The following is a 21,119-nucleotide window of genomic DNA, read 5'->3' as shown; positions in this document are numbered from 1 at the left end:
TAACTCTTTTTTATTATGAAATCGTCGAATGAGAATGCTGATAAGCAGAACGACGCACAGCATAGTATATGCGAGGGGCGATAATAGCACCGATAATTGTAAATACAATATCTTTTACTGCAAACCACATCATAATCATCCAAGCAGCTTTATAGCTCATATTACCACCCATAAAGAAATTGACTGCCCCGTACATGTAAGTAGTACCGATTATATAAGTTAAAATAATTCCTGTGAAAGAGGCAATCGCAAATGTAATGAATGTTGGTCTTTCTTTTTGTTCTACTAGTTTCCCCGATACGTAAGCAACGATAATAAATGCGATAATAAAACCACCAGTAGGATCTAAAAGTGCTCCAAATCCAGCCTTGAAGTTAGCGAAGATTGGTGCGCCGGCTACGCCAACGAGCATATAAACAGTCATGGATAAAGCACCAAGTCTACTTCCAAGAAGAAGACCTGCTAAAATTGCGAAAAATGGTTGCATAGATAATGGGATACCTGCTACTTGAAGGAATGGTGCCCAAGATACAATATTTGCACCGATGGCCATAAGAGCAACGAACATGGCAGCTAATGCTAAATCTAAAACATGTAATCTTCTCATAATGTTAACCTCCTGTTGTTTTTAGGTTAACATTATCGTAGCTAAAATATTTACTTGTTGTCAATCAAAATATTTTGATAAGAAGGCTTTAAATAGTCTCTTAGCAACGTATATGGAATACGAAATTGCGGAATTCCACTTGAATACGGAGCAATCTCATATAAAGGGAAATAAATGACGAGATTGTCTGGCTCTAAAAAGAAGTGAAACTTTTTCATACTCATTACCTTTTCAGTTGCATCAGGAAAATAAATACTTTCATTTTGTTTAATTTGTCTTACAATCTCTGCACGGATTACATCTTTATATTTATCTTTTTGTTGAAATAAATCGTCTAAGTGCAGTAGCTTTTTTTCTTTTAAATCAAATGTATTTGCCTTCCACGTATAAAGACCGTGTGCTCCGCCAGTATATTGATAGTAATTCACATATAGGCTAAGAAAAGGTGGTTTGTTTAAAGAGACTTTATAATCAACATTTGCTACGTACGGATGAAATGGTGTACTAGATCCTTCTGTCTCTTTATAGTATTTTTTTGCTTCTTTTTCTAATTTGTTTTTAAATTTGTCAGTGGACTTTTTGTAGTATAAATTGAGCTTATTTTGAAATGTAGAGTCAGAAAAGTTGTGAAAAGAAGGCCTATTTATTTGATATTCTATATAAGGTTTCTTACCTTTTTGCGTTACAGTCTTAACATCGATTGTCAGGTTAGATGCTTTGGCTGTTATTGCACAATTTGGTACAATAGTCAGCAAGGAGAACATAAGCAGTAATATACAAAATTTCTGTTTCATTTAGGTGAAGCCTCCTTATATAAGTGTTATAAGTAGTTTGAAAATAAATAGGTAAAATTATACATTTAATTAAAGCAAGAGAAGGAGGAAGCGATATGGCAAAAACTTTAATGGATTCACTTGGAATTGAGTTGTTAGAGATGACAGAAGATAAGGTGGTTGCTACGATGCCTGTTGATGAGCGTACGCATCAGCCATTTGGATTTTTACATGGCGGTGCATCGGTTGCATTGGCAGAAACAGTGGCAAGTGTTGGTTCATACAATTTAATTGATCAAGAAAAATGTATTTGTTTCGGATTAGAAATTAATGCAAACCACATTCGCTCAAAGAAAGATGGAATTGTAACAGCGATCGGAACACCGATACATAGAGGACAATCGACAATGGTTTGGGATGTTCGTATTATTGATGAAAATGATGATTTACTATGTATATCAAGATGTACAGTAGCAATTAAAGAAAAACGTGAAAAGTAAAAAAGAGGCGCTCTTATGAGCAGCCTCTTTTTCTTATAATTAGAACTGGATTTTCTTCTCTAAGAAACCTTTTAGTTCGCTAATTGGCATACGAACTTGTTCCATTGTATCACGGTCACGTACTGTAACAGCTTTGTCTTCAACTGAGTCGAAGTCGTATGTGATACAGAATGGTGTACCGATTTCGTCTTGACGACGGTAACGTTTACCGATAGAACCAGTTTCATCAAAGTCTACCATGAAGTCTTTAGCTAATTCTGCGAATACTTCAGTAGCACCTTCAGATAGCTTTTTAGATAATGGTAAGATAGCTGCTTTGTATGGTGCTAAAGCAGGGTGGAAACGAAGAACTGTACGAGAATCGTTTTCTAATTGCTCTTCTTCATATGCATCACATAAGAATGCTAATGTTACACGGTCTGCGCCTAAAGATGGCTCGATGCAGTATGGTACGTAACGCTCATTCGTTTGTGGATCGATATAATTAAAGTCTTCGTTTGAGTGTTCCATGTGACGTTTTAAGTCGAAGTCTGTACGAGATGCAACGCCCCAAAGTTCGCCCCAACCGAATGGGAATTTGAATTCAATGTCAGTTGTTGCATTACTATAGTGAGATAACTCTTCTTCACCGTGGTCACGAAGACGCATGCTCTCTTCAGTCATACCAAGTGAAAGTAACCAGTTTTTACAAGTTTCACGCCAGAATGCGAACCACTCTAAATCTTCACCAGGCTTACAGAAGAATTCAAGTTCCATTTGTTCGAATTCACGTGTACGGAATGTGAAGTTACCAGGCGTGATTTCGTTACGGAAACTCTTACCGATTTGGCCAATACCAAATGGAAGCTTTTTACGCATAGAGCGTTGAACGTTTTTGAAGTTTACGAAAATACCTTGTGCTGTTTCAGGACGAAGGAAGATTTCGTTTGTGCTAGACTCTGTAACACCTTGGAATGTTTTGAACATTAAGTTGAACTGACGGATTTCAGTGAATTCTTCACTACCGCAATCAGGACATTTTACTTCATGTTCTTTCATTAAGTCAGCCATTTGGTCGAAAGTAAGACCATCAACAACCATTTCGATGCCTTTTGCATCTAAAGCATCCTCAATTAATTTGTCAGCACGGTGACGAGCTTTACATTTTTTACAGTCGATCATTGGATCGTTGAAGTTACCAACGTGACCAGAAGCGATCCAAGTTTTAGGGTTCATTAAAATAGCTGCGTCTAAACCAACGTTGTATGGAGATTCTTGAATGAATTTTTTCCACCAAGCTTTTTTAACGTTATTTTTTAATTCGATTCCAAGTGGACCGTAATCCCAAGTGTTTGCAAGACCACCGTAAATTTCAGAACCAGGGAAAACAAAACCGCGATGTTTCGCTAAGTTTACAACTTGTTCCATTGAATACATAAGAAAATCCTCCTTTTGAAAGTTAACGTATTGGCGATGACATACTCTGATACTTTGGAAACGAGCAGTATAGCTAAAAAGAACATAAAAAAACGCTCATCCCAAGGCTTATTTGCCTAGGGACGAGCGTTTGCCCGCGGTTCCACCCTAGTTGATACACAAAGGTGCATCCACTTTATCATGTATTGCTCGGGACTGCCGTTTCCTTGCGGCTTCAGGCTTTCACTATCCCTGAATCGCTTTTTATGCAAGTACTTATAAGTCCGTCATCGCTACTTATATTAGTAATAATGAACATATTCTAACACGTTCTTTTTTAAATCTCAATAGAGGAACGCGTCTATCTATGATAGAGTCTCGCCTATTTTTTCATTATTTATTCCGTAATTTTCTTTAATATGCTTAATTGCTTCACGCTTACTTAATGGAGCGAGCTCGTTGTTTTGCACGTATTCCCAAACTACATCCGGATTTGTTTTTGCATATTCACGAAGGACCCAGCCAATCGCTTTTTGAATGAAAAATTCTTTTGAAGAATGTAGTTGTCCAATAATCCAGAAAAGAAGTTCCTCATCCATCTTTTGTTTATATTTCAGTTGGAATAAAATAGCGGCGCGTTGTAACCATATGCTATCTGATGCAATCCATTTTGGAATATAAGCAGAAATCAATTCTGGGTGTTTTAAAAAGATAGTACCTAAGAATGTAGGGACGATGCTATCGACAGAGTCCCACCAAGATTTTGTGACAATAAGTTCTTCTAAGAAGGGGATATGAGTTTCGTTTATATGCTTTTTATATTTTTGCATAATATCAAGTGCGGCCGCTTGGAATTCACGTTCTGGTAAGTCCCAAAGCTCACGTACGATAATTTGGAAGTCTTTTTTATCTGGGAGAGTATGTATTTGAATGACGTCTTTTAATAATTGGCGTCTTTCCGGTGTTTGAATACCTAGAAATGGGAAGTGATTTTTCATATAACGAGCCATAGGTTCTGCTTTTTCAGGATTTTTATGAGCTGTGAAATGCTCTTGTAATGCTTTTACAAATGGATGCATAAGTGTTTCTCCTCTCTTATTCTCTTTCTTCTCTTATTATACAAAGAGTTTGGATAAATTTTAAAACATAACTTGCAATGTAATGAAATATGTTGAAAGTAGAGAGGAGAGGATAAGATGGAGGATCAAGGCGTACTAGCAGGTTTCTTTGCTCTTAGTTTTGCGTTTATTCTTGTTATATTGATTTGGGCAATTATTTCATATTTGTTAACGGCTTTTGCACTTTATTCGATGGCGAAAAATGATGGTGCAACGGACGGGGTGCTTGCGTTTATTCCGTTTTTGAATAGTAAGACGTGGGGTGACATAGCGAAAGATAAATTACCAGATTTTTTGAAAGAAGAAGCAGGGTGGAAAGTATTCGGTATATATGTTGCATGTTTCATTTTTAATTTCGTACCAATTATAAGTTTACTAGCAACAGCTGTATCGATTGTATTGTCTATTTATCTTATCTACGCTATTTTAGACAGATATGGAACGAACTCTATATTATTTACGATTATTCATGTAATCACATTTTCGGTGTTCTTACCGATTCATTTATTTATTATTCGAAATGAACCGGTGAGATATAAAGAGTAGATTTTTCGTTTTGTTGATAAGTCGATATATTTTAGATATAAGTAAAAAAGCGCCCTGATTATCAGAGCGCTCTTTTTACTACATAAGATAGCGTAAATAAATATAAATGTGAGAAATGATTAATGAAACGATCATAATTGGGAAACCGACTTTTAGGAATTCCATGTAACTAAATTTATGTCCTTCGCGGCTCGCAATACCTGCAACGATTACGTTAGCAGAAGCTCCGATTAATGTTCCGTTTCCACCGAGACAAGCACCTAGTGCTAATGCCCACCATAATACATCGATTTGTGCGTCAGATGGTGATAAGCCTAGCCCGACTGCCATATCGTTAATAAGTGGAATCATTGTTGCGACGAATGGGATGTTATCAATTGTTGCAGAGGCGATACCAGATACCCATAAAATAAGGATGGATGCGTAAGAAATATCTCCGCCTGTTATACCAATTACTTTTTGAGCCAACATTTTGATAAGACCGATATCGATAAGTCCTCCAACAAGTACGAATAGCCCTGCGAAGAAGAAGATTGTTACCCACTCTACGCTTGCAAATACTTCTTCAATTTCATGCTCTTTCACACCAATTAACATAAGTACAGTAGCACCAGTTAAGGCAATGATAGCCGCATCAATATGGAAAATAGAATGAGTCATGAAACCTACAATCGTAAGTCCAAGCACCGTTAAAGATTTTTTCATTAATACTGGATCTTTAATGTATTGTTTTTCATCTAAGCTCATTAATTTTTTAACCTGTACAGGATCGGCAATTAATTGTTTACGGTACATGAAGTAAAGTATTGTTGCTGTAACTCCAATAATAATAATTACGATTGGTGCTAGGTTCAATAGGAAAGCATTGAAGTCTAAATGCTTATTGGCAGAACCAATCATAATGTTAGGTGGATCACCAATTAATGTTGCCGTTCCCCCAATGTTTGAAAAAATAATTTCAGAAAGTAAATATGGAACAGGATTTACTTGCAGTATGCGCGTAATAGATAAAGTAACTGGAACAACAAGAAGTACAGTTGTAACGTTATCTAAAAATGCGGAGCCAAGCGCGGTAAGTAGGGAAAGGGAAATTAAAATTTTAATTGGATTTCCTTGTGCCCCTTTTGCTGCTTTAATGGCAACGTATTGGAAAACACCTGATTTACTCGTAATGTTCACCAAAATCATCATACCGATGAGTAGCGTAATCGTTCCCCATTCAATATGTTTCGTAAAGGCGTTATGTAAATCGACGACCCCCACAATTACCATGAATGCTGCACCAAGAAGTGCGATGACAGCGCGATTAATTTTTTCAGAAATAATAATGGCATATGTAATTAAAAAGACTGCGATAGCAAAATAATACTGCCAGTTAGCGAGTTCTTGCGTTGTTTCGTGCAAAAATCTCATCTCCTTTCATTCATTTTTCTTAGTGTGTCAAATATTAACTAGATGAAACACACATAACGTCATTATAAAGTAGAAAAACTGCGGATGTAAATGAAAGGAGGGATTTTGTCATATTTTCTGCATAGGTCATTTTTTCTTATTTTTTAAAATATTTGTGGGCATTTGACATATATATAAGATACATCCAATCTGAATATTTAAAATGGAATTAGCATTCGAGCTTGTTCGTGTAGGAGTGTCAAATAGAAAGGAATGATAAAAATGATAAGGAAGGGATCGTATGGATGAACAACGATTTTTATTTTTAGACTTTGAGTTTACGATGCCCCAGCATAGAAAGAAACCGAAAGGATTTTTTCCGGAAATTATTGAGGTAGGACTCGTTTCAGTTGCTGGCCGTAAGGTGGAAGATACGTATTCATCACATGTCAGGCCGAAAACATTTCCCTCTTTAACGGATCGATGTAAGAAGTTTTTAGGAATAAAACAAGAAGTCGTGGATAAAGGGATTTCATTTCCTGAACTCGTTAAGAAGCTTGCGGAATACGAAACAAAATGTAAACCGACAATTGTAACGTGGGGAAATATGGATATGAAAGTGCTGAAGCATAATTGTGAAATGGCAGGGATAGCTTTTCCATTCTTCGGACAGTGTCGTGATTTATCGCTTGAGTATAAGAAGTTTTTTGGAGAAAGAAATCAAACAGGATTATGGAAAGCGATTGAGGCGTACGGAAAAGTAGGGACAGGGAAGCATCATTGTGCGCTTGATGATGCGATGACGACGTACAATATTTTTAAACTAGTAGAAAAAGATAAAGAGTATTTAGTAAAACCAGCACCTCCAACATTAGGAGAACTCGTTGATTTTTCAAAAGTGTTAAAGAAAGTGAGCACACAGTAACGACCAAATTGCACATTATGTAATTTGGTCGTTTTGTTTTTTAAAGTTTGTAGTCTTTCTTTAACTGTTCTAATGTTTCTAGACTACGCTCTGCAAAAGGTGAATCATCTTCAGAAAATGAATTCATTTGGGTTTCTAATGCTAATTTTAGTGACTCGGTATAATCCGGAATTTCTCCTTCATATTTTTTCACCATTTGCTCTGGAATGTTCGTCTGTTCACGGAAAGCTAAAGCGCGTCTTTCATGGAAAAATGGTACGTCAGCTTGTTTTACGTTATGTAAGTCACCTTGCACCGGATGTTTTAAAACAGCTAATACTTTTACGACGTAACTGCCAGGGCGGCTATTTGTAACTTCGCCGATGTATTTGCCAGTTTTATAAATGCCAGTAACGATTTCACCAATTTCAAATGTTTCTCTCATATTTTTCACCTCAAGTTTATAGTAAGGAAAGTAGGAGAAGGAGTCAAAGAAATCATTCGCTTTCGGAACGCCCCCTTGAGAATATGGATAGGTTCCACTATAATTTAAAGTTATATAACAGAAAATTCTGATGTTTTACAAATCCTATAATAAGGAGTGTTCTATATGATGCCTTTATATTTTCCGGAAGATAAAACAGAATATATTATTCCAGGGATTGTTTGCGTGCTATTTATAATTGGTGCCGTTGCTACGTGGCGTATGTTCATTCGTGTATCAAAACGCGAAGCAGAGCGATTACAGAAAGTTGAAGAAAAACTATTAGCTGAAAAGAAACAGTAACGCATTTTTGTATGTTTCCCTCTATGCTCGGACAATCTAAGGGCAGAATATATTTTGGAGGGAATGGAATGAAGAAACGGCTTTTTTTCAGTTGTTGTTTATTATTTCTGATGGCAGGTTGTGACCAAGGAAAGCCGAAAGAAATTGAAGTGAAATTACATAATGCTTCAGGAGATGAAGTAGGGACTGCGAAAGTAGTGCAGCAAACAAGTGGCGTGAAAATTACGATTAAAGGAGAAGGTTTCACGCCAGGACCACACGGACTACATGTACATGAAATCGGAGAGTGTAAGGCACCTCGTTTTGAATCATCCGGGAATCATTTTAATCCTGATGATAAAAAACATGGTCTTCTTAATCCGAAGGGTGCAGAAAACGGTGATTTACCGAACGTAGTTGCAGATGGTTCTGGGAAGATTAAAGCGGAAATCGATGCACCTCACATCACACTTGAAGAAGGAAAAACGACGATTCATAGAAAAGATGGAGCGTCTATTATTATTACAGAAAACCCTGATGATGGTATGACACAACCGACAGGTAAATCAGGCGATCGAATTGCTTGTGGTGTAATTGTAAAAAAAGCAGCGGATATGAAGAAAAAGTAAAAGCTACCGTGCTGGTAGCTTTTTTTGTGTAGTATAAGTGAAAATATATCAGCGATTATTGGAATATATCGATTGTAACTCAAATTATATCGGCGATTATTAGAATATATTGACCGTAACTTGAAATATATCAACTTACCGACAAAATATGACAAAGGAGTCTGTCCAAGAATGATTAGGGGACAGACTACTCTATTATTATGAAAACGTATGACGCAGTCTGTTCAAAATTTCTTCTAAAACAGATCGTGGACAGCCGATGTTAATTCGAATATGTTCTTCGCCACCTAACCCGTATTTCTCACCAGGTTCAACGATGATTTTTCCTTTTTCCTCAAGTAATGCAGTACGCTCGTTTTGAGAAAGCTTTAGACGAGAACAATCAATCCATAATAAAAAGCTACCTTCTGGCTTCGTTACGGAAAGAGCAGGTATGTGAGTTTTAATATATTCACAAGCAAATTGAGCATTATCTTCTATATATAATCGAATTTCGTTTAACCAATCATTACATTCTGTATAGGCACTTTGCATCGCTGTGTAGGCAAAGATATTTAACCCGTGGAAGCCTTGTCTATATTGGATAGCTGTAAAGGCGTGACGGAGTTTTTCGTTTGGAATGATAATAATCGAAGCTTGTAATCCAGCGATATTAAATGTTTTACTTGGAGCCATACAAGTGATAGTGCGCTCTGCTAATTCTTCAGATAAGGAAGCGAACGGCGTATGTGTATGGTCTGCATAAATGATATCGGAATGAATTTCATCCGCGACAACGATAACGTCATATTTAGTACATAACAATCCGAGCTGCACAAGTTCCTCTTTCGTCCAAACGCGTCCGATTGGGTTATGAGGGCTACAAAGAAGCATGAGTTTGACACCTTGCTGAAACTGCTTTTCTAAATGCTCGAAGTCTATCACATATGTATCATTTTGTTTCTGTAATGGACTCACGCATAACTGCCTGTTGTTTGTTGTGACCATTTCGAAAAATGGAGGATAAATAGGTGGTTGTACGAGAACGGATTCGTTTTCTTTTGTGAAAGCCTGTATGCTCGTACTAAGAGCTGGAACGATCCCCGCGCTAAAAACAATCCATTCTTTTTGAATGTCCCAGTTATATTGTTTTTTTGTCCAGTTACAAATAATATCTCCAATATTTTCGGGAGGAAGTGTATAGCCGAAAATAGGATGCTCAATACGTTTCTTTAAAGCAGTTTGAATTTGTGTTGGTACTTCAAAATCCATATCAGCAATCCAAGCATGGATAAGTTCTTCGTTTTTATATGTATCCCATTTTATACTATGCGTTCCACGTCGATTGATTGCTTTATGAAATAGTTGCATACGTTTGCCCCCTTCTTCTGTAAAACCAATAAGTTATGAAAGTTCTCTCTCTTCTTATAGAATAGCTGATGTGATAGGATAAAGAAAAGTATTAAAAAGTGAAAAGGCGGGAAGCGAATGGGTACATATGAAAAGATGATAGAGGTTGTGAAGAATTGGGATCCGTTTCAAATGGGACCGGAGTTTTATGAAACAGAAGCGAGCGATGTTGTGAACGTCATAAGTGTGTTTGATGATCCAAAATACATCGCAAAGAAGATTCAACATATATACTTTATGTCTTTTGAGGAAGTACCTGCGCTTGAAAAATGTGAGAAATTAGCTGTGGAATTACTTGTAATAAAAGAAGGCGGAAGCTGTTCATTATAGGCTGTCGGAATTTCCGACGGCCTTTTTTATATTATCCCGCTATTTGCCGGGCAGTAAGACCCCCACCTCAAAATTCAGCAGAAGCAAAGAAGTTAGGTGGGGGCTAATTAAAGTTTCACTTTATTGCGCAGAAAAAGCGATAATTTCTTCATAAACATGTTCAGGCTTTTCTTCAGGTAGTAAATGTCCTGTATTTTCGTAAGAAATAAATTTTGAATTCGGTAAATCTTTGTGTAGACGATGACCTACATGTACAGGGACGACGCGGTCTTTTTCACCCCAAATGAGTAGTGTAGGTGTTTCGATTTTTTGTAATTCAGTTGAAGATAAGTCACCTTCACGGTCTCGTATCATGCGAGTTAAAGCGGGAAATATACGGTCGTCATAAAAAGGAGCGGAGTAACCTTTTTTCATTTCATCGTCAATTAATGAGTGATCATGAACGACATTCATTAAGTTATGAACAATACCGCGTCTAATAATCCAGTTCTTTACGTATAAATGAAAGAACGGTAAATAAGAAGAGTATAGTAAAGGTAAGGTTGCGCGTGCTAAATAGCTAGAGCTGCATAGTAAAATCGTTTTTGAAATGAGTTCAGGACGTATACGGTTTACATAGAGAGAAATTTGCCCACCCATAGAGTGCCCAACTAATACAATGTTTGAGAGAGATAAATGTTCAATTAAATCAATAATAATCGTTGCTAAATTGTGATAAGAATACTTAAACAGATGAGACTTATCACTTTTTCCGAACGGTGGTAAATCAAGAGCAATCACTGTTCCTGCTTTCGATAGTAAGGGAATGAGACGACGGTAACTGAATGAGGAAGATAAAAAGCCGTGAACGAGTACGAAAGTAGGACGTTCTGTTTTGTTATCGTGTTCATACAATTCGTAATGAATAGTAGTGCCGCGAGTGGAAAAAGTGAAATAAGGACAAGTATATTCGTGATTCATTTTTTGTCACTCCATTGATTTTTGTTCATATCATCTCCAAGGAAGAAGAAAATATGTTAACAAAAAAAGGCAAGATGACGACGTCATCTTGCCTTTCGTTTATTCAGTATTACCCGCGAACAATATTAGGCGGTGTTTTTCCTTGTAATCCTGCAACTAAATTTTCAGCGGCGGTCATAGCCATTTGCTGCCTAGTTTTTAATGTTGCAGATCCGATGTGTGGTAAAGTTACAACATTTTGTAATGATAAGAGTGGATTATCTTTTTGAATCGGCTCTTGTGTAAATGTATCGATACCTGCTGCAAAGATTTTCTTTTCTGTTAAAGCATGGATTAACGCTTCTTCATCTACTGTTTTCCCGCGAGAAGCATTAATGAAGATTGCTGTTTCTTTCATTAATGAAAATTCCTTTTCTCCAATAAGGTGATATGTTTCATCTGTTAATGGAGTAAGAAGAACAATAAAGTCAGACTGCTTCAGTAGCGTTTGTAAATCACAATATGTAGCATCGAATTTTTGTTCAGCTTCTTCTTTACGACGGCGGTTATAGTAAAGAACATTCATATCAAATCCGAATTTTGCTCGTTTTGCAACGGCTTCTCCAATTCGGCCCATACCGATAATACCAATTGTGCTATGGTGTACATCTAGTCCGAAGTGTTCTTTTCCGATTTCAGCGTTCCATTCACCATTTTTCACGTAAGAATCGAGTTCGCAAACGCGGCGCCCAGCTGATAGCATAAGGGCGAAAACGAGATCAGCTACTGTATCATCTAATACGTATGGTGTATTCGTTCCGATAACATTTCGGTTTTTCATCGCTTGTAAATCAAAATTATCGTAACCGACAGAAATGTTGCTCACTACTTTTAAGTTAGGAGCAACTGTCAGTAATTCTTCATTAATAGCAGATCCGAAATTTAATAACCCATCTTTATCTTGTATTTTCTCTAATAGAACATCACGAGGTACTTTCTCATTCTGATCCCATTTTTCATAATCACAGTGTTCTGATAAATAGTTTTCTACAAATGTTGGAACTGGTTCAGCAATATAAACTTTTGGTTTCACGGTTCCATCCCCTTTCGCTTTATCACGCATTTTTCCGCTGATTAAAGTTTCACTTTATTTTGACATAATTCAATAGAAAAATCTTCTTTTCAAACTGGAAAGGGTATTTGTATAATTTAAACACAAACGAAAAGGAAGGATGATTTATATGGTGACAGAAAAAGAATTAGAATTATTAGCTTGTCTTGAAAAGAGTAGTCGATTATCTGTAGATACATTAGCGAAGCTGTTAAATATAGAGGTAGAAGAAGTAAAGAAGATGGTTGCGAGGTTAGAAAATGAAAAGATTATTGTGGATTATGTAACACATATTGATTGGACGAAGGTGAAAGAACATACAGGTTTAACGGCAATGATCGATGTGAAAGTTACGCCAAAGCATGGCGTTGGGTTTGATGCGGTTGCTGAACAAATTTATCGTTATTCAGAAGTGAAATCCGTTTATTTAATGTCAGGGACATATGATCTTTCTATTACATTAGAAGGGAAAACGATGGGAGAAGTAGCGATGTTTGTTTCTGAGAAATTAGCAACAATTGAATCTGTTGTTTCTACAACTACTCATTTCATTTTGAAGAAGTATAAACATGAGGGTGTTATTTATGAAAAAGACGATGATGATAAGCGAATTGTGGTGACACCATGAAGCAATTTGAACTATCTAGATCAGCAGAATCTTTAAAACCATCTGGTATTCGAAAATTTTTTGATTTAGCAGCAAATATGAAAGGTGTTATTTCCCTCGGGGTAGGAGAGCCGGATTTTGTTACACCTTGGAATGTAAGGCAAGCATGTATTCGTTCTTTGGAACAAGGGTATACGTCATATACAGCAAATGCAGGATTATTGGAGCTCCGTCAAGAAATAGCAAAGTATCTAAAAAAACAATTTGCAGTATCTTATGATCCAAGTGATGAAATCATTGTTACAGTTGGAGCGAGCCAGGCGTTAGATGTAGCGATGCGCGCCATTATAAATCCTGATGATGAAGTGCTCATTATTGAACCGAGCTTCGTTTCTTATGCACCACTTGTGACATTAGCTGGAGGAGTTCCGGTTCCTGTGGCGACTACGTTAGAAAACGAGTTTAAAGTACAACCAGAACAAATTGAAGCAGCTATTACAGCGAAAACAAAGGCAATTTTGCTTTGTTCACCAAATAACCCGACAGGTGCAATGCTAAATAAATCCGAGCTTGAAGAAATAGCAGTGATTGTTGAGAAGTACAATTTAATCGTATTATCTGATGAAATTTATGCAGAACTTGTATACGACGAAGTATATACAAGTTTCGCGAGTATTAAAAATATGCGTGAGCATACGATTTTAATTTCAGGATTTTCAAAAGGATTTGCGATGACAGGATGGCGCCTCGGTATGATTGCAGCTCCTGTTCAATTTTCAGAATTAATGCTCAAAATCCATCAGTATTCAATGATGTGTGCACCGACGATGTCTCAGTTTGCAGCACTTGAGGCGTTACGCGCAGGGAACGATGAAGTAATTCGAATGAGAGATAGCTATAAGAAGCGTCGTAACTTCATGACGACATCTTTCAATGAAATGGGCTTAACGTGTCATGTGCCGGGCGGAGCATTTTATGTTTTTCCTTCTATATCTTCAACCGGATTATCTTCAGCGGAATTTGCAGAACAGTTATTGTTGGAAGAAAAAGTGGCCGTTGTCCCTGGTAGCGTATTTGGCGAAAGTGGTGAAGGATTTATTCGTTGTTCATATGCGACGTCGCTTGAACAACTTATGGAAGCGATGAAGAGAATGGAACGATTTGTAGAAAATAAAAAAAGGACAAAACGTAATACGCTTTGTCCATAAAAGGGGGGGAATACTAGAAAGCCATGTGTTAGTAGTCTATCCCAATATTGGAGAATTATACTTCTTTAAGGGAAATTTTTCATGAATTTTGAATGAGTTCTGTCATAGTGGTATAATTTACTAATATAAGGTATACGCATTCTAGATATCATTATCTAGAATGCGTACTAACCAATCGGATATTTAAAATAAATATATCTGCTTTGCTCTCTATAATTGTAGAGAGAATGGTAAACGTATGGGAGTGTTTCATATGTCAGAACAATATACAACAGGAGTGGTTGTAACAGGGAAAGTGACTGGAATTCAAGATTACGGTGCATTTGTAGCGTTAGATGCAGAAACACAAGGACTTGTGCATATATCTGAAATTACAAATGGATATGTAAAGGATATTCATGACTTTTTAAAAGTCGGCGATACAGTAGAAGTAAAGGTACTTTCAATTGATGAAGAGCACAGAAAAATGAGTTTATCGTTAAAAGCGGCGAAAAGAAAACAAGGAAGGATTCTTATACCGAACCCATCTGAAAACGGATTTAATACGCTGCGAGAAAAGTTGGCAGAATGGATTGAAGAGTCCGAGTTAACAAAGTAAAAGAGGAACGCATATGAGCGTTCCTCTTTTACTTTATCTTATGATATATATTTGCAAATATGATTGCATGCAATCATATTCGTATGTCGGAGGTGAAAGGACATACTGATTATCGAATTTCGTTTGTTTCTGGGTGCGTACCAAGATTTTCAGATGGTTTAAACAGTAAACCAAGGTTGATAAGCCCAGATATACCAACGATGCCGTAAATAATACGTGCAAGAGCTGAATTTTGTCCGCCGAAAATGGCTGCTACTAAGTCAAACTGGAAAAATCCGATTAGTCCCCAGTTCACAGCGCCAATTACAGTAAAGACTAATGCGATACGTTGCAAAGTACTCATGAAAAAGCCCCCCTTAATTGTGAAGCATGAGCAAGCGATGAGTTAATTAACTCTTTTATAGAATGGGGTAGTTATGTTGTTTTTATACATAAAAAATGTTCGAAAGAGGATGTATATACATCTATACCGAAAAATGCGAATTTTTATGCAAAAAATGAACTTTTTCTAAAAAATATATATTGGTTACGTTTACAATGGTTGAATCGCTTGATTTACAACTTCAGTTTCGCTAAAGTGAATACAGAAATACATATCCATAATTGGAGGGAAAAAGATGAGTACACATGTAACGTTCGACTATTCTAAAGCGTTATCCTTCATCGGTGAACATGAAATCACTTATTTACGTGATGCAGTGAAAGTAACACATCACGCAATCCACGAAAAAACTGGAGCTGGGAACGATTTCCTTGGGTGGGTAGACCTTCCGCTTCAATATGACAAAGAAGAATTCGCTCGCATTCAAAAATGCGCAGAAAAAATTAAAAACGACTCTGACATTTTACTTGTTGTAGGTATTGGTGGTTCTTACCTAGGAGCACGCGCAGCAATCGAAATGTTAAGTCATTCTTTCTACAACACGCTATCTAAAGAACAACGTAAAACTCCACAAGTGCTATTTGTTGGACAAAACATTAGCTCCACTTACATGAAAGATTTAATGGACGTATTAGAAGGTAAAGACTTCTCTATTAACGTTATTTCCAAATCAGGTACAACAACAGAGCCAGCACTAGCATTCCGTATTTTCCGTAAGTTATTAGAAGAGAAGTATGGAAAAGAAGAAGCTCGCAAACGTATTTATGCAACTACAGATAAAGCACGTGGTGCATTAAAAACATTAGCTGATAACGAAGGTTACGAAACATTCGTTATTCCAGATGATGTTGGAGGACGTTTCTCTGTATTAACGCCAGTTGGTTTATTACCAATCGCAGTAAGTGGCTTAAATATTGAAGAGATGATGAAAGGTGCAGCTGCTGGTCATGATGACTTCGGAACATCAGAACTAGAAGAAAACCCAGCTTACCAATACGCAGTAGTTCGTAACGCTTTATACAATAAAGGAAAAACAATTGAAATGCTTGTTAACTATGAGCCAGCACTTCAATACTTCGCTGAGTGGTGGAAACAGTTATTTGGTGAAAGTGAAGGAAAAGATCAAAAAGGTATTTTCCCATCTTCAGCAAACTTCTCAACTGACTTACACTCATTAGGTCAATACGTTCAAGAAGGTCGTCGTGACTTATTTGAAACAGTTCTTAAAGTAGGTAAATCTACACATGAACTAACAATCGAATTAGAAGACAACGATTTAGACGGATTAAACTACCTTGCTGGTGAAACTGTAGACTTCGTAAACACAAAAGCATACGAAGGTACATTACTTGCACATAGCGACGGGGGAGTACCAAATTTAATCGTAAATATTCCTGAATTAAATGAGTACACATTCGGTTACCTTGTATACTTCTTCGAAAAAGCATGTGCGATGAGCGGCTACTTATTAGGCGTAAATCCATTTGACCAACCTGGCGTAGAAGCATACAAGAAAAACATGTTTGCTTTACTTGGTAAACCAGGATTTGAAGAATTAAAAGCAGAATTAGAAGAGCGTTTAAAATAATAAAAAGCGATCGGATTCCGGTCGCTTTTTATTATTTTATCGAAAAGTCCATCAGTATATTCAAACTAGAGTGGGTATGCTAAAGGAAAAGTCTTGGAGGGATGGGCTTGATTCCGATTCAATCAAATTTAGAAGGACGTACATATGCGTTATATAAATTAGAAGAGGTTATGAAACCACTTGGATATAGTATTGGTGGTAATTGGGATTATGATAAAGGATGCTTCGATTACAAAATCGATGAAGAAGATGGGTATCAATTTTTACGAGTGCCGTTTACAGCAGTAGATGGTGAACTAGATGTACCTGGTGTAGTAGTCCGTCTTGAAACGCCGTATATTCTTTCGCACGTATATCAAGACGAACTAGATGATAATGTGAATACTTTAACCGCGGGAACGAGTGGGATGGATCAATTTGCTGAACCGAAAGATCCAGATGCAGAAGTGAAAAGAAAATATATCAATATTGGAAAAGTGCTCATGCGGGAACTAGAAAAACATTTTCTTAATGGTGAATAACAATGAGTACGTCGCTTTCGATAAGAATGAAGGTATGGACTGGGTTAATCATATATTGATCGTCGCGCTTTATACCTAGTAAGAGAATGTTTTGTTTTAAAAGGGTATAGCTACAATTTGCAAAGGTTTGTCCGGTGCAGGACGGAGAAAGCTCCATCAGTTGTAATTTATTATCAGAGATTTCATCGTAAAGTGAGAATAGTACACCTGAAATAGAAGGGAATAAAAGAGAAGCGGTAAATACATAACTCGTTAATTTATTTCCTTCTATAATTTCTGACGCGCCAGCTCTCGTTGCATTTTGAATTTGTTCAGTAGTAAGTAGTTCTGCGATGCAGTGAATGTTTGGATTGAGTCCTTTTGCAGTTAAAATATTTAAAATGGATTGTGTATCTGCTAAGCTTTCGTTCTTTTCTTTATCCGCTGTTATTAATATGGTGTGTGCCGTTTTAATATTAGCTTTTAATAAAGTTTGATCGTGGTGCGGACAACCTTTTATAAATTCTAAATGATGAAATGGTTTTGGGAGTAAAGAAAGTGTTTCATCAATTAAAACGATATCAAGGTTTGGTTGTAATACATGCATTTGCTTTACAACATGTTTTGCACGCTCATTCCAGCCAACGATAATCATATGACCGTTAGAGGTAGCGGCTTCTTCACCTTTAATTTTCATATATTGTTTACTGATCATCTCAGTAGCGAATAGAACCATATAATAAGAACAAAAGCCAGTTCCTAATAAAATAATACTTATACCTATTAGTTTTCCTATCGTTGTATGGGGAGCAAAGTCGCCATATCCAACTGTAAAAATGGTAACGATTGACCACCAAATTCCGTCAAACCATGTAGTGAAATGAGAGGGTTCTAATCTATGTATAAGAAAACCAGAAAAAGCAGTGAATACAATAATAAAACAAATTAAACGAAAAATAATGGAATCACGAAATGTATCTACTAAATTCGGACGGGATTTCAATAGTAAATTCCTCCTTGTTTTGCAGGACTACATTCATTGTTACCATTATAGAAAAAAGAAAAACTCTCTAATTAAAGAGAGTTTGTTTTATGCTACATACTTTCCACTTCAGTTTGTTGGACACTTTCAAGATGTTGAAGAGCATAGTAAACATCAGCAGTAGGTCTTTTTTGATCAATGGACAGTTTAAGATGTAAATAGTGAGAACCGTTTTCTAATGTTTTAAGCTTCATATTCTTAACTTTTATATCCATTTCCTTTATTTCTTCAATTACGATTGGGATATTGTCCATATTTCGTACAACAAGTTTCACAGCGATATCACGTTGACGAAATGACCTAGGGCCTACATATTTCATCGCGAGTGGTATAAGTTCGACACTAATCATAAGGAAACACATTCCGAAAATCGCCTCGATATAGAAACCAGCTCCAACGGCAATACCAATACCAGAAGCACCCCAGATCATAGCGGCGGTCGTGAGCCCTGCAATGCTATCGTTGCCTCTTCTTAAAATTACGCCAGCACCTAAAAAACCAATTCCTGATACAATTTGAGCGGCAAGTCGAAGTGGATCCATATTCATATGATCGGTATGTGGTAAGTTATAAGCTGCTTTAATAGAAACAATCGTTAGGAGGCAACTAATAATAGAAATAACTAAACACGTTTTTAAACCAAGTGGTTTCCGTTTTAATTCGCGTTCTAAACCAATGGCAAACCCTAAAATCGCCGAGAGACCTAGTTTGATTAATAAATCGGTATAGTCCATATATATTCCTCCTTGTATGATATGGTATATGAATAAAACGCTTAGTATAGAAAGAAACGTTTTTTGATAGAGTAACTTTATATAAAATATATGTAGGAATTACTCATACATGAAAGAGATATTTCGTTTAAGTATATGATATTAAAAAAGAAATGTGGGCAGTTTTAAAAAAAGTTTATAAAAGGTGTTGCATTTCATTTTTCACCATGATATATTAATAACCGTCGCTGATGCAGAAACGCAGAAAACGACAAAAAAGAAATTGAAAAACTTAGTTGACATCGAAAAACGAAGATGTTAACATAAGGAAGTCGCAAATGAGCGACCAAGTAGTTCTTTGAAAACTGAACGAAACAAACAACGTGAAACGTCAATTTTTATTTTTAGATGCTAGACAAACTAACTTTATTGGAGAGTTTGATCCTGGCTCAGGATGAACGCTGGCGGCGTGCCTAATACATGCAAGTCGAGCGAATGGATTGAGAGCTTGCTCTCGAGAAGTTAGCGGCGGACGGGTGAGTAACACGTGGGTAACCTGCCCATAAGACTGGGATAACTCCGGGAAACCGGGGCTAATACCGGATAACATTTTGAACTGCATGGTTCGAAATTGAAAGGCGGCTTCGGCTGTCACTTATGGATGGACCCGCGTCGCATTAGCTAGTTGGTGAGGTAACGGCTCACCAAGGCAACGATGCGTAGCCGACCTGAGAGGGTGATCGGCCACACTGGGACTGAGACACGGCCCAGACTCCTACGGGAGGCAGCAGTAGGGAATCTTCCGCAATGGACGAAAGTCTGACGGAGCAACGCCGCGTGAGTGATGAAGGCTTTCGGGTCGTAAAACTCTGTTGTTAGGGAAGAACAAGTGCTAGTTGAATAAGCTGGCACCTTGACGGTACCTAACCAGAAAGCCACGGCTAACTACGTGCCAGCAGCCGCGGTAATACGTAGGTGGCAAGCGTTATCCGGAATTATTGGGCGTAAAGCGCGCGCAGGTGGTTTCTTAAGTCTGATGTGAAAGCCCACGGCTCAACCGTGGAGGGTCATTGGAAACTGGGAGACTTGAGTGCAGAAGAGGAAAGTGGAATTCCATGTGTAGCGGTGAAATGCGTAGAGATATGGAGGAACACCAGTGGCGAAGGCGACTTTCTGGTCTGTAACTGACACTGAGGCGCGAAAGCGTGGGGAGCAAACAGGATTAGATACCCTGGTAGTCCACGCCGTAAACGATGAGTGCTAAGTGTTAGAGGGTTTCCGCCCTTTAGTGCTGAAGTTAACGCATTAAGCACTCCGCCTGGGGAGTACGGCCGCAAGGCTGAAACTCAAAGGAATTGACGGGGGCCCGCACAAGCGGTGGAGCATGTGGTTTAATTCGAAGCAACGCGAAGAACCTTACCAGGTCTTGACATCCTCTGAAAACCCTAGAGATAGGGCTTCTCCTTCGGGAGCAGAGTGACAGGTGGTGCATGGTTGTCGTCAGCTCGTGTCGTGAGATGTTGGGTTAAGTCCCGCAACGAGCGCAACCCTTGATCTTAGTTGCCATCATTAAGTTGGGCACTCTAAGGTGACTGCCGGTGACAAACCGGAGGAAGGTGGGGATGACGTCAAATCATCATGCCCCTTATGACCTGGGCTACACACGTGCTACAATGGACGGTACAAAGAGCTGCAAGACCGCGAGGTGGAGCTAATCTCATAAAACCGTTCTCAGTTCGGATTGTAGGCTGCAACTCGCCTACATGAAGCTGGAATCGCTAGTAATCGCGGATCAGCATGCCGCGGTGAATACGTTCCCGGGCCTTGTACACACCGCCCGTCACACCACGAGAGTTTGTAACACCCGAAGTCGGTGGGGTAACCTTTATGGAGCCAGCCGCCTAAGGTGGGACAGATGATTGGGGTGAAGTCGTAACAAGGTAGCCGTATCGGAAGGTGCGGCTGGATCACCTCCTTTCTATGGAGAATTGATGAACGCTGTTCATCAATATAAGTTTCCGTGTTTCGTTTTGTTCAGTTTTGAGAGAACTATCTCTCATATATAAATGTATGTTCTTTGAA

23 protein-coding genes and 1 rRNA gene are annotated in these 21,119 nt (G+C 37.8%); 12 read left to right on the top strand and 12 right to left on the bottom strand.

Annotation, left to right across the window (positions count from 1 at the left end):
* Positions 1 to 13: 13 nt before the first annotated feature.
* Together ACUXVC_RS24760 and ACUXVC_RS24755 are read right to left on the bottom strand one after the other, a co-directional pair.
* On the bottom strand, positions 14 to 607 hold the full coding sequence (locus ACUXVC_RS24760) for a biotin transporter BioY (protein WP_095690059.1): 594 nt from the start codon (positions 605 to 607) through the stop codon (positions 14 to 16).
* Between the two features lie 50 nt (positions 608 to 657).
* Positions 658 to 1,401, bottom strand: coding sequence for a DUF3298 and DUF4163 domain-containing protein (locus ACUXVC_RS24755; protein WP_000810334.1), 744 nt, complete (start codon positions 1,399 to 1,401; stop codon positions 658 to 660).
* 95 nt (positions 1,402 to 1,496) lie between these two features.
* Here ACUXVC_RS24755 and ACUXVC_RS24750 point away from each other — a divergent pair, with 95 nt between their 5' ends.
* On the top strand, positions 1,497 to 1,880 hold the full coding sequence (locus ACUXVC_RS24750) for a hotdog fold thioesterase (protein ID WP_001140612.1): 384 nt from the start codon (positions 1,497 to 1,499) through the stop codon (positions 1,878 to 1,880).
* A 39-nt stretch (positions 1,881 to 1,919) separates the two neighbouring features.
* Here ACUXVC_RS24750 and ACUXVC_RS24745 read toward each other — a convergent pair whose 3' ends face one another.
* Positions 1,920 to 3,296, bottom strand: a complete 1,377-nt coding sequence (locus tag ACUXVC_RS24745) for a glycine--tRNA ligase (protein WP_000287154.1) — start codon at positions 3,294 to 3,296, stop codon at positions 1,920 to 1,922.
* A 344-nt stretch (positions 3,297 to 3,640) separates the two neighbouring features.
* The gene (locus ACUXVC_RS24740; protein WP_095690060.1) at positions 3,641 to 4,354 is read right to left on the bottom strand and encodes a DNA alkylation repair protein; all 714 of its coding nucleotides are present in this window, start codon (positions 4,352 to 4,354) and stop codon (positions 3,641 to 3,643) included.
* A gap of 117 nt (positions 4,355 to 4,471) precedes the next feature.
* Between ACUXVC_RS24740 and ACUXVC_RS24735 the strand changes: the two genes are divergently transcribed.
* Positions 4,472 to 4,939, top strand: a complete 468-nt coding sequence (locus ACUXVC_RS24735) for a hypothetical protein (protein WP_095690061.1) — start codon at positions 4,472 to 4,474, stop codon at positions 4,937 to 4,939.
* A 78-nt stretch (positions 4,940 to 5,017) separates the two neighbouring features.
* Here the strand turns inward: ACUXVC_RS24735 and ACUXVC_RS24730 are convergent, their stop codons facing one another.
* Entirely contained in the window at positions 5,018 to 6,343 is a 1,326-nt protein-coding gene (locus ACUXVC_RS24730; protein ID WP_000545210.1) for an ArsB/NhaD family transporter, read from the bottom strand.
* Between the two features lie 289 nt (positions 6,344 to 6,632).
* Between ACUXVC_RS24730 and kapD the strand changes: the two genes are divergently transcribed.
* A complete protein-coding gene (kapD, locus tag ACUXVC_RS24725; RefSeq protein ID WP_000344360.1) occupies positions 6,633 to 7,256 on the top strand; it encodes a 3'-5' exonuclease KapD in 624 nt (207 codons plus the stop codon).
* Between the two features lie 40 nt (positions 7,257 to 7,296).
* Here kapD and ACUXVC_RS24720 read toward each other — a convergent pair whose 3' ends face one another.
* On the bottom strand, positions 7,297 to 7,680 hold the full coding sequence (locus ACUXVC_RS24720; RefSeq protein ID WP_001209343.1) for a kinase-associated lipoprotein B: 384 nt from the start codon (positions 7,678 to 7,680) through the stop codon (positions 7,297 to 7,299).
* Between the two features lie 165 nt (positions 7,681 to 7,845).
* On the opposite strand from ACUXVC_RS24720, the gene ACUXVC_RS24715 reads away from it, so the two are divergent.
* On the top strand, positions 7,846 to 8,022 hold the full coding sequence (locus tag ACUXVC_RS24715; protein WP_000982763.1) for a hypothetical protein: 177 nt from the start codon (positions 7,846 to 7,848) through the stop codon (positions 8,020 to 8,022).
* Between the two features lie 68 nt (positions 8,023 to 8,090).
* A complete protein-coding gene (sodC, locus tag ACUXVC_RS24710) occupies positions 8,091 to 8,630 on the top strand; it encodes a superoxide dismutase [Cu-Zn] (RefSeq protein ID WP_023523265.1) in 540 nt (179 codons plus the stop codon).
* Positions 8,631 to 8,828: 198 nt separating this feature from the next.
* Here the strand turns inward: sodC and ACUXVC_RS24705 are convergent, their stop codons facing one another.
* Positions 8,829 to 9,980 carry a MalY/PatB family protein gene (locus ACUXVC_RS24705; protein ID WP_001175830.1) on the bottom strand — a complete coding sequence of 384 codons (1,152 nt, stop codon included), beginning with the start codon at positions 9,978 to 9,980 and terminating at the stop codon, positions 8,829 to 8,831.
* Positions 9,981 to 10,097: 117 nt separating this feature from the next.
* Between ACUXVC_RS24705 and ACUXVC_RS24700 the strand changes: the two genes are divergently transcribed.
* Positions 10,098 to 10,349, top strand: coding sequence for a YugE family protein (locus ACUXVC_RS24700; RefSeq protein ID WP_000537641.1), 252 nt, complete (start codon positions 10,098 to 10,100; stop codon positions 10,347 to 10,349).
* Between the two features lie 120 nt (positions 10,350 to 10,469).
* Here the strand turns inward: ACUXVC_RS24700 and ACUXVC_RS24695 are convergent, their stop codons facing one another.
* Positions 10,470 to 11,309: an alpha/beta fold hydrolase gene (locus ACUXVC_RS24695; protein ID WP_001015204.1), complete on the bottom strand. Its 840-nt coding sequence runs from the start codon at positions 11,307 to 11,309 to the stop codon at positions 10,470 to 10,472.
* A 109-nt stretch (positions 11,310 to 11,418) separates the two neighbouring features.
* Positions 11,419 to 12,411, bottom strand: coding sequence for a 2-hydroxyacid dehydrogenase (locus ACUXVC_RS24690; RefSeq protein ID WP_002094180.1), 993 nt, complete (start codon positions 12,409 to 12,411; stop codon positions 11,419 to 11,421).
* A gap of 118 nt (positions 12,412 to 12,529) precedes the next feature.
* Here ACUXVC_RS24690 and ACUXVC_RS24685 point away from each other — a divergent pair, with 118 nt between their 5' ends.
* The 3 genes from ACUXVC_RS24685 to yugI all read left to right on the top strand — a co-directional run bounded on the left by ACUXVC_RS24685 (position 12,530) and on the right by yugI (position 14,812).
* Entirely contained in the window at positions 12,530 to 13,027 is a 498-nt protein-coding gene (locus tag ACUXVC_RS24685; RefSeq protein WP_000255696.1) for an Lrp/AsnC family transcriptional regulator, read from the top strand.
* Positions 13,024 to 14,214: an aminotransferase gene (locus ACUXVC_RS24680; protein WP_095690063.1), complete on the top strand. Its 1,191-nt coding sequence runs from the start codon at positions 13,024 to 13,026 to the stop codon at positions 14,212 to 14,214. The genes ACUXVC_RS24685 and ACUXVC_RS24680 overlap by 4 nt, the downstream gene beginning before the upstream one ends.
* Positions 14,215 to 14,467: 253 nt before the next feature.
* Positions 14,468 to 14,812 (top strand): S1 domain-containing post-transcriptional regulator GSP13, encoded by a 345-nt coding sequence (gene yugI, locus ACUXVC_RS24675; RefSeq protein ID WP_000003764.1) that lies wholly within the window; start codon positions 14,468 to 14,470, stop codon positions 14,810 to 14,812.
* A gap of 109 nt (positions 14,813 to 14,921) precedes the next feature.
* Here the strand turns inward: yugI and ACUXVC_RS24670 are convergent, their stop codons facing one another.
* Positions 14,922 to 15,155 (bottom strand): DUF378 domain-containing protein, encoded by a 234-nt coding sequence (locus tag ACUXVC_RS24670; protein ID WP_000105788.1) that lies wholly within the window; start codon positions 15,153 to 15,155, stop codon positions 14,922 to 14,924.
* A gap of 274 nt (positions 15,156 to 15,429) precedes the next feature.
* On the opposite strand from ACUXVC_RS24670, the gene ACUXVC_RS24665 reads away from it, so the two are divergent.
* Positions 15,430 to 16,782, top strand: a complete 1,353-nt coding sequence (locus ACUXVC_RS24665; protein ID WP_000103664.1) for a glucose-6-phosphate isomerase — start codon at positions 15,430 to 15,432, stop codon at positions 16,780 to 16,782.
* A 107-nt stretch (positions 16,783 to 16,889) separates the two neighbouring features.
* Entirely contained in the window at positions 16,890 to 17,303 is a 414-nt protein-coding gene (locus ACUXVC_RS24660; RefSeq protein WP_000612347.1) for a YugN-like family protein, read from the top strand.
* Here ACUXVC_RS24660 and ACUXVC_RS24655 read toward each other — a convergent pair.
* Positions 17,290 to 18,285: a potassium channel family protein gene (locus tag ACUXVC_RS24655; protein WP_000842316.1), complete on the bottom strand. Its 996-nt coding sequence runs from the start codon at positions 18,283 to 18,285 to the stop codon at positions 17,290 to 17,292. The two genes, ACUXVC_RS24660 and ACUXVC_RS24655, sit on opposite strands and share 14 nt — an antisense overlap.
* Positions 18,286 to 18,377: 92 nt before the next feature.
* The gene (locus ACUXVC_RS24650; RefSeq protein ID WP_000386677.1) at positions 18,378 to 19,058 is read right to left on the bottom strand and encodes an MgtC/SapB family protein; all 681 of its coding nucleotides are present in this window, start codon (positions 19,056 to 19,058) and stop codon (positions 18,378 to 18,380) included.
* Positions 19,059 to 19,463: 405 nt separating this feature from the next.
* On the opposite strand from ACUXVC_RS24650, the gene ACUXVC_RS24645 reads away from it, so the two are divergent.
* Positions 19,464 to 21,015: ribosomal RNA gene (locus tag ACUXVC_RS24645) — 16S ribosomal RNA — on the top strand.
* Positions 21,016 to 21,119: the final 104 nt, after the last annotated feature.

The sequence above is a fragment of the Bacillus sp. N6 genome, assembly GCF_052805735.1.
This window is presented reverse-complemented; position numbering and strand designations above follow the sequence as displayed.

Excerpts from the sequence above, each read along its gene's own strand:
- ACUXVC_RS24720 (WP_001209343.1), bottom strand. The coding sequence starts at position 7,680 with ATGAGAGAAACATTTGAAATTGGTGAAATCGTTACTGGCATTTATAAA.
- ACUXVC_RS24740 (WP_095690060.1), bottom strand. The coding sequence starts at position 4,354 with ATGCATCCATTTGTAAAAGCATTACAAGAGCATTTCACAGCTCATAAA.
- ACUXVC_RS24715 (WP_000982763.1), top strand. The coding sequence starts at position 7,846 with ATGATGCCTTTATATTTTCCGGAAGATAAAACAGAATATATTATTCCA.
- ACUXVC_RS24700 (WP_000537641.1), top strand. The coding sequence starts at position 10,098 with ATGGGTACATATGAAAAGATGATAGAGGTTGTGAAGAATTGGGATCCG.
- yugI (WP_000003764.1), top strand. The coding sequence starts at position 14,468 with ATGTCAGAACAATATACAACAGGAGTGGTTGTAACAGGGAAAGTGACT.
- ACUXVC_RS24670 (WP_000105788.1), bottom strand. The coding sequence starts at position 15,155 with ATGAGTACTTTGCAACGTATCGCATTAGTCTTTACTGTAATTGGCGCT.
- ACUXVC_RS24650 (WP_000386677.1), bottom strand. The coding sequence starts at position 19,058 with ATGGACTATACCGATTTATTAATCAAACTAGGTCTCTCGGCGATTTTA.
- ACUXVC_RS24760 (WP_095690059.1), bottom strand. The coding sequence starts at position 607 with ATGAGAAGATTACATGTTTTAGATTTAGCATTAGCTGCCATGTTCGTT.
- ACUXVC_RS24750 (WP_001140612.1), top strand. The coding sequence starts at position 1,497 with ATGGCAAAAACTTTAATGGATTCACTTGGAATTGAGTTGTTAGAGATG.
- kapD (WP_000344360.1), top strand. The coding sequence starts at position 6,633 with ATGGATGAACAACGATTTTTATTTTTAGACTTTGAGTTTACGATGCCC.
- sodC (WP_023523265.1), top strand. The coding sequence starts at position 8,091 with ATGAAGAAACGGCTTTTTTTCAGTTGTTGTTTATTATTTCTGATGGCA.
- ACUXVC_RS24680 (WP_095690063.1), top strand. The coding sequence starts at position 13,024 with ATGAAGCAATTTGAACTATCTAGATCAGCAGAATCTTTAAAACCATCT.
- ACUXVC_RS24690 (WP_002094180.1), bottom strand. The coding sequence starts at position 12,411 with ATGCGTGATAAAGCGAAAGGGGATGGAACCGTGAAACCAAAAGTTTAT.
- ACUXVC_RS24755 (WP_000810334.1), bottom strand. The coding sequence starts at position 1,401 with ATGAAACAGAAATTTTGTATATTACTGCTTATGTTCTCCTTGCTGACT.
- ACUXVC_RS24665 (WP_000103664.1), top strand. The coding sequence starts at position 15,430 with ATGAGTACACATGTAACGTTCGACTATTCTAAAGCGTTATCCTTCATC.
- ACUXVC_RS24705 (WP_001175830.1), bottom strand. The coding sequence starts at position 9,980 with ATGCAACTATTTCATAAAGCAATCAATCGACGTGGAACGCATAGTATA.
- ACUXVC_RS24695 (WP_001015204.1), bottom strand. The coding sequence starts at position 11,309 with ATGAATCACGAATATACTTGTCCTTATTTCACTTTTTCCACTCGCGGC.
- ACUXVC_RS24685 (WP_000255696.1), top strand. The coding sequence starts at position 12,530 with ATGGTGACAGAAAAAGAATTAGAATTATTAGCTTGTCTTGAAAAGAGT.
- ACUXVC_RS24745 (WP_000287154.1), bottom strand. The coding sequence starts at position 3,296 with ATGTATTCAATGGAACAAGTTGTAAACTTAGCGAAACATCGCGGTTTT.
- ACUXVC_RS24735 (WP_095690061.1), top strand. The coding sequence starts at position 4,472 with ATGGAGGATCAAGGCGTACTAGCAGGTTTCTTTGCTCTTAGTTTTGCG.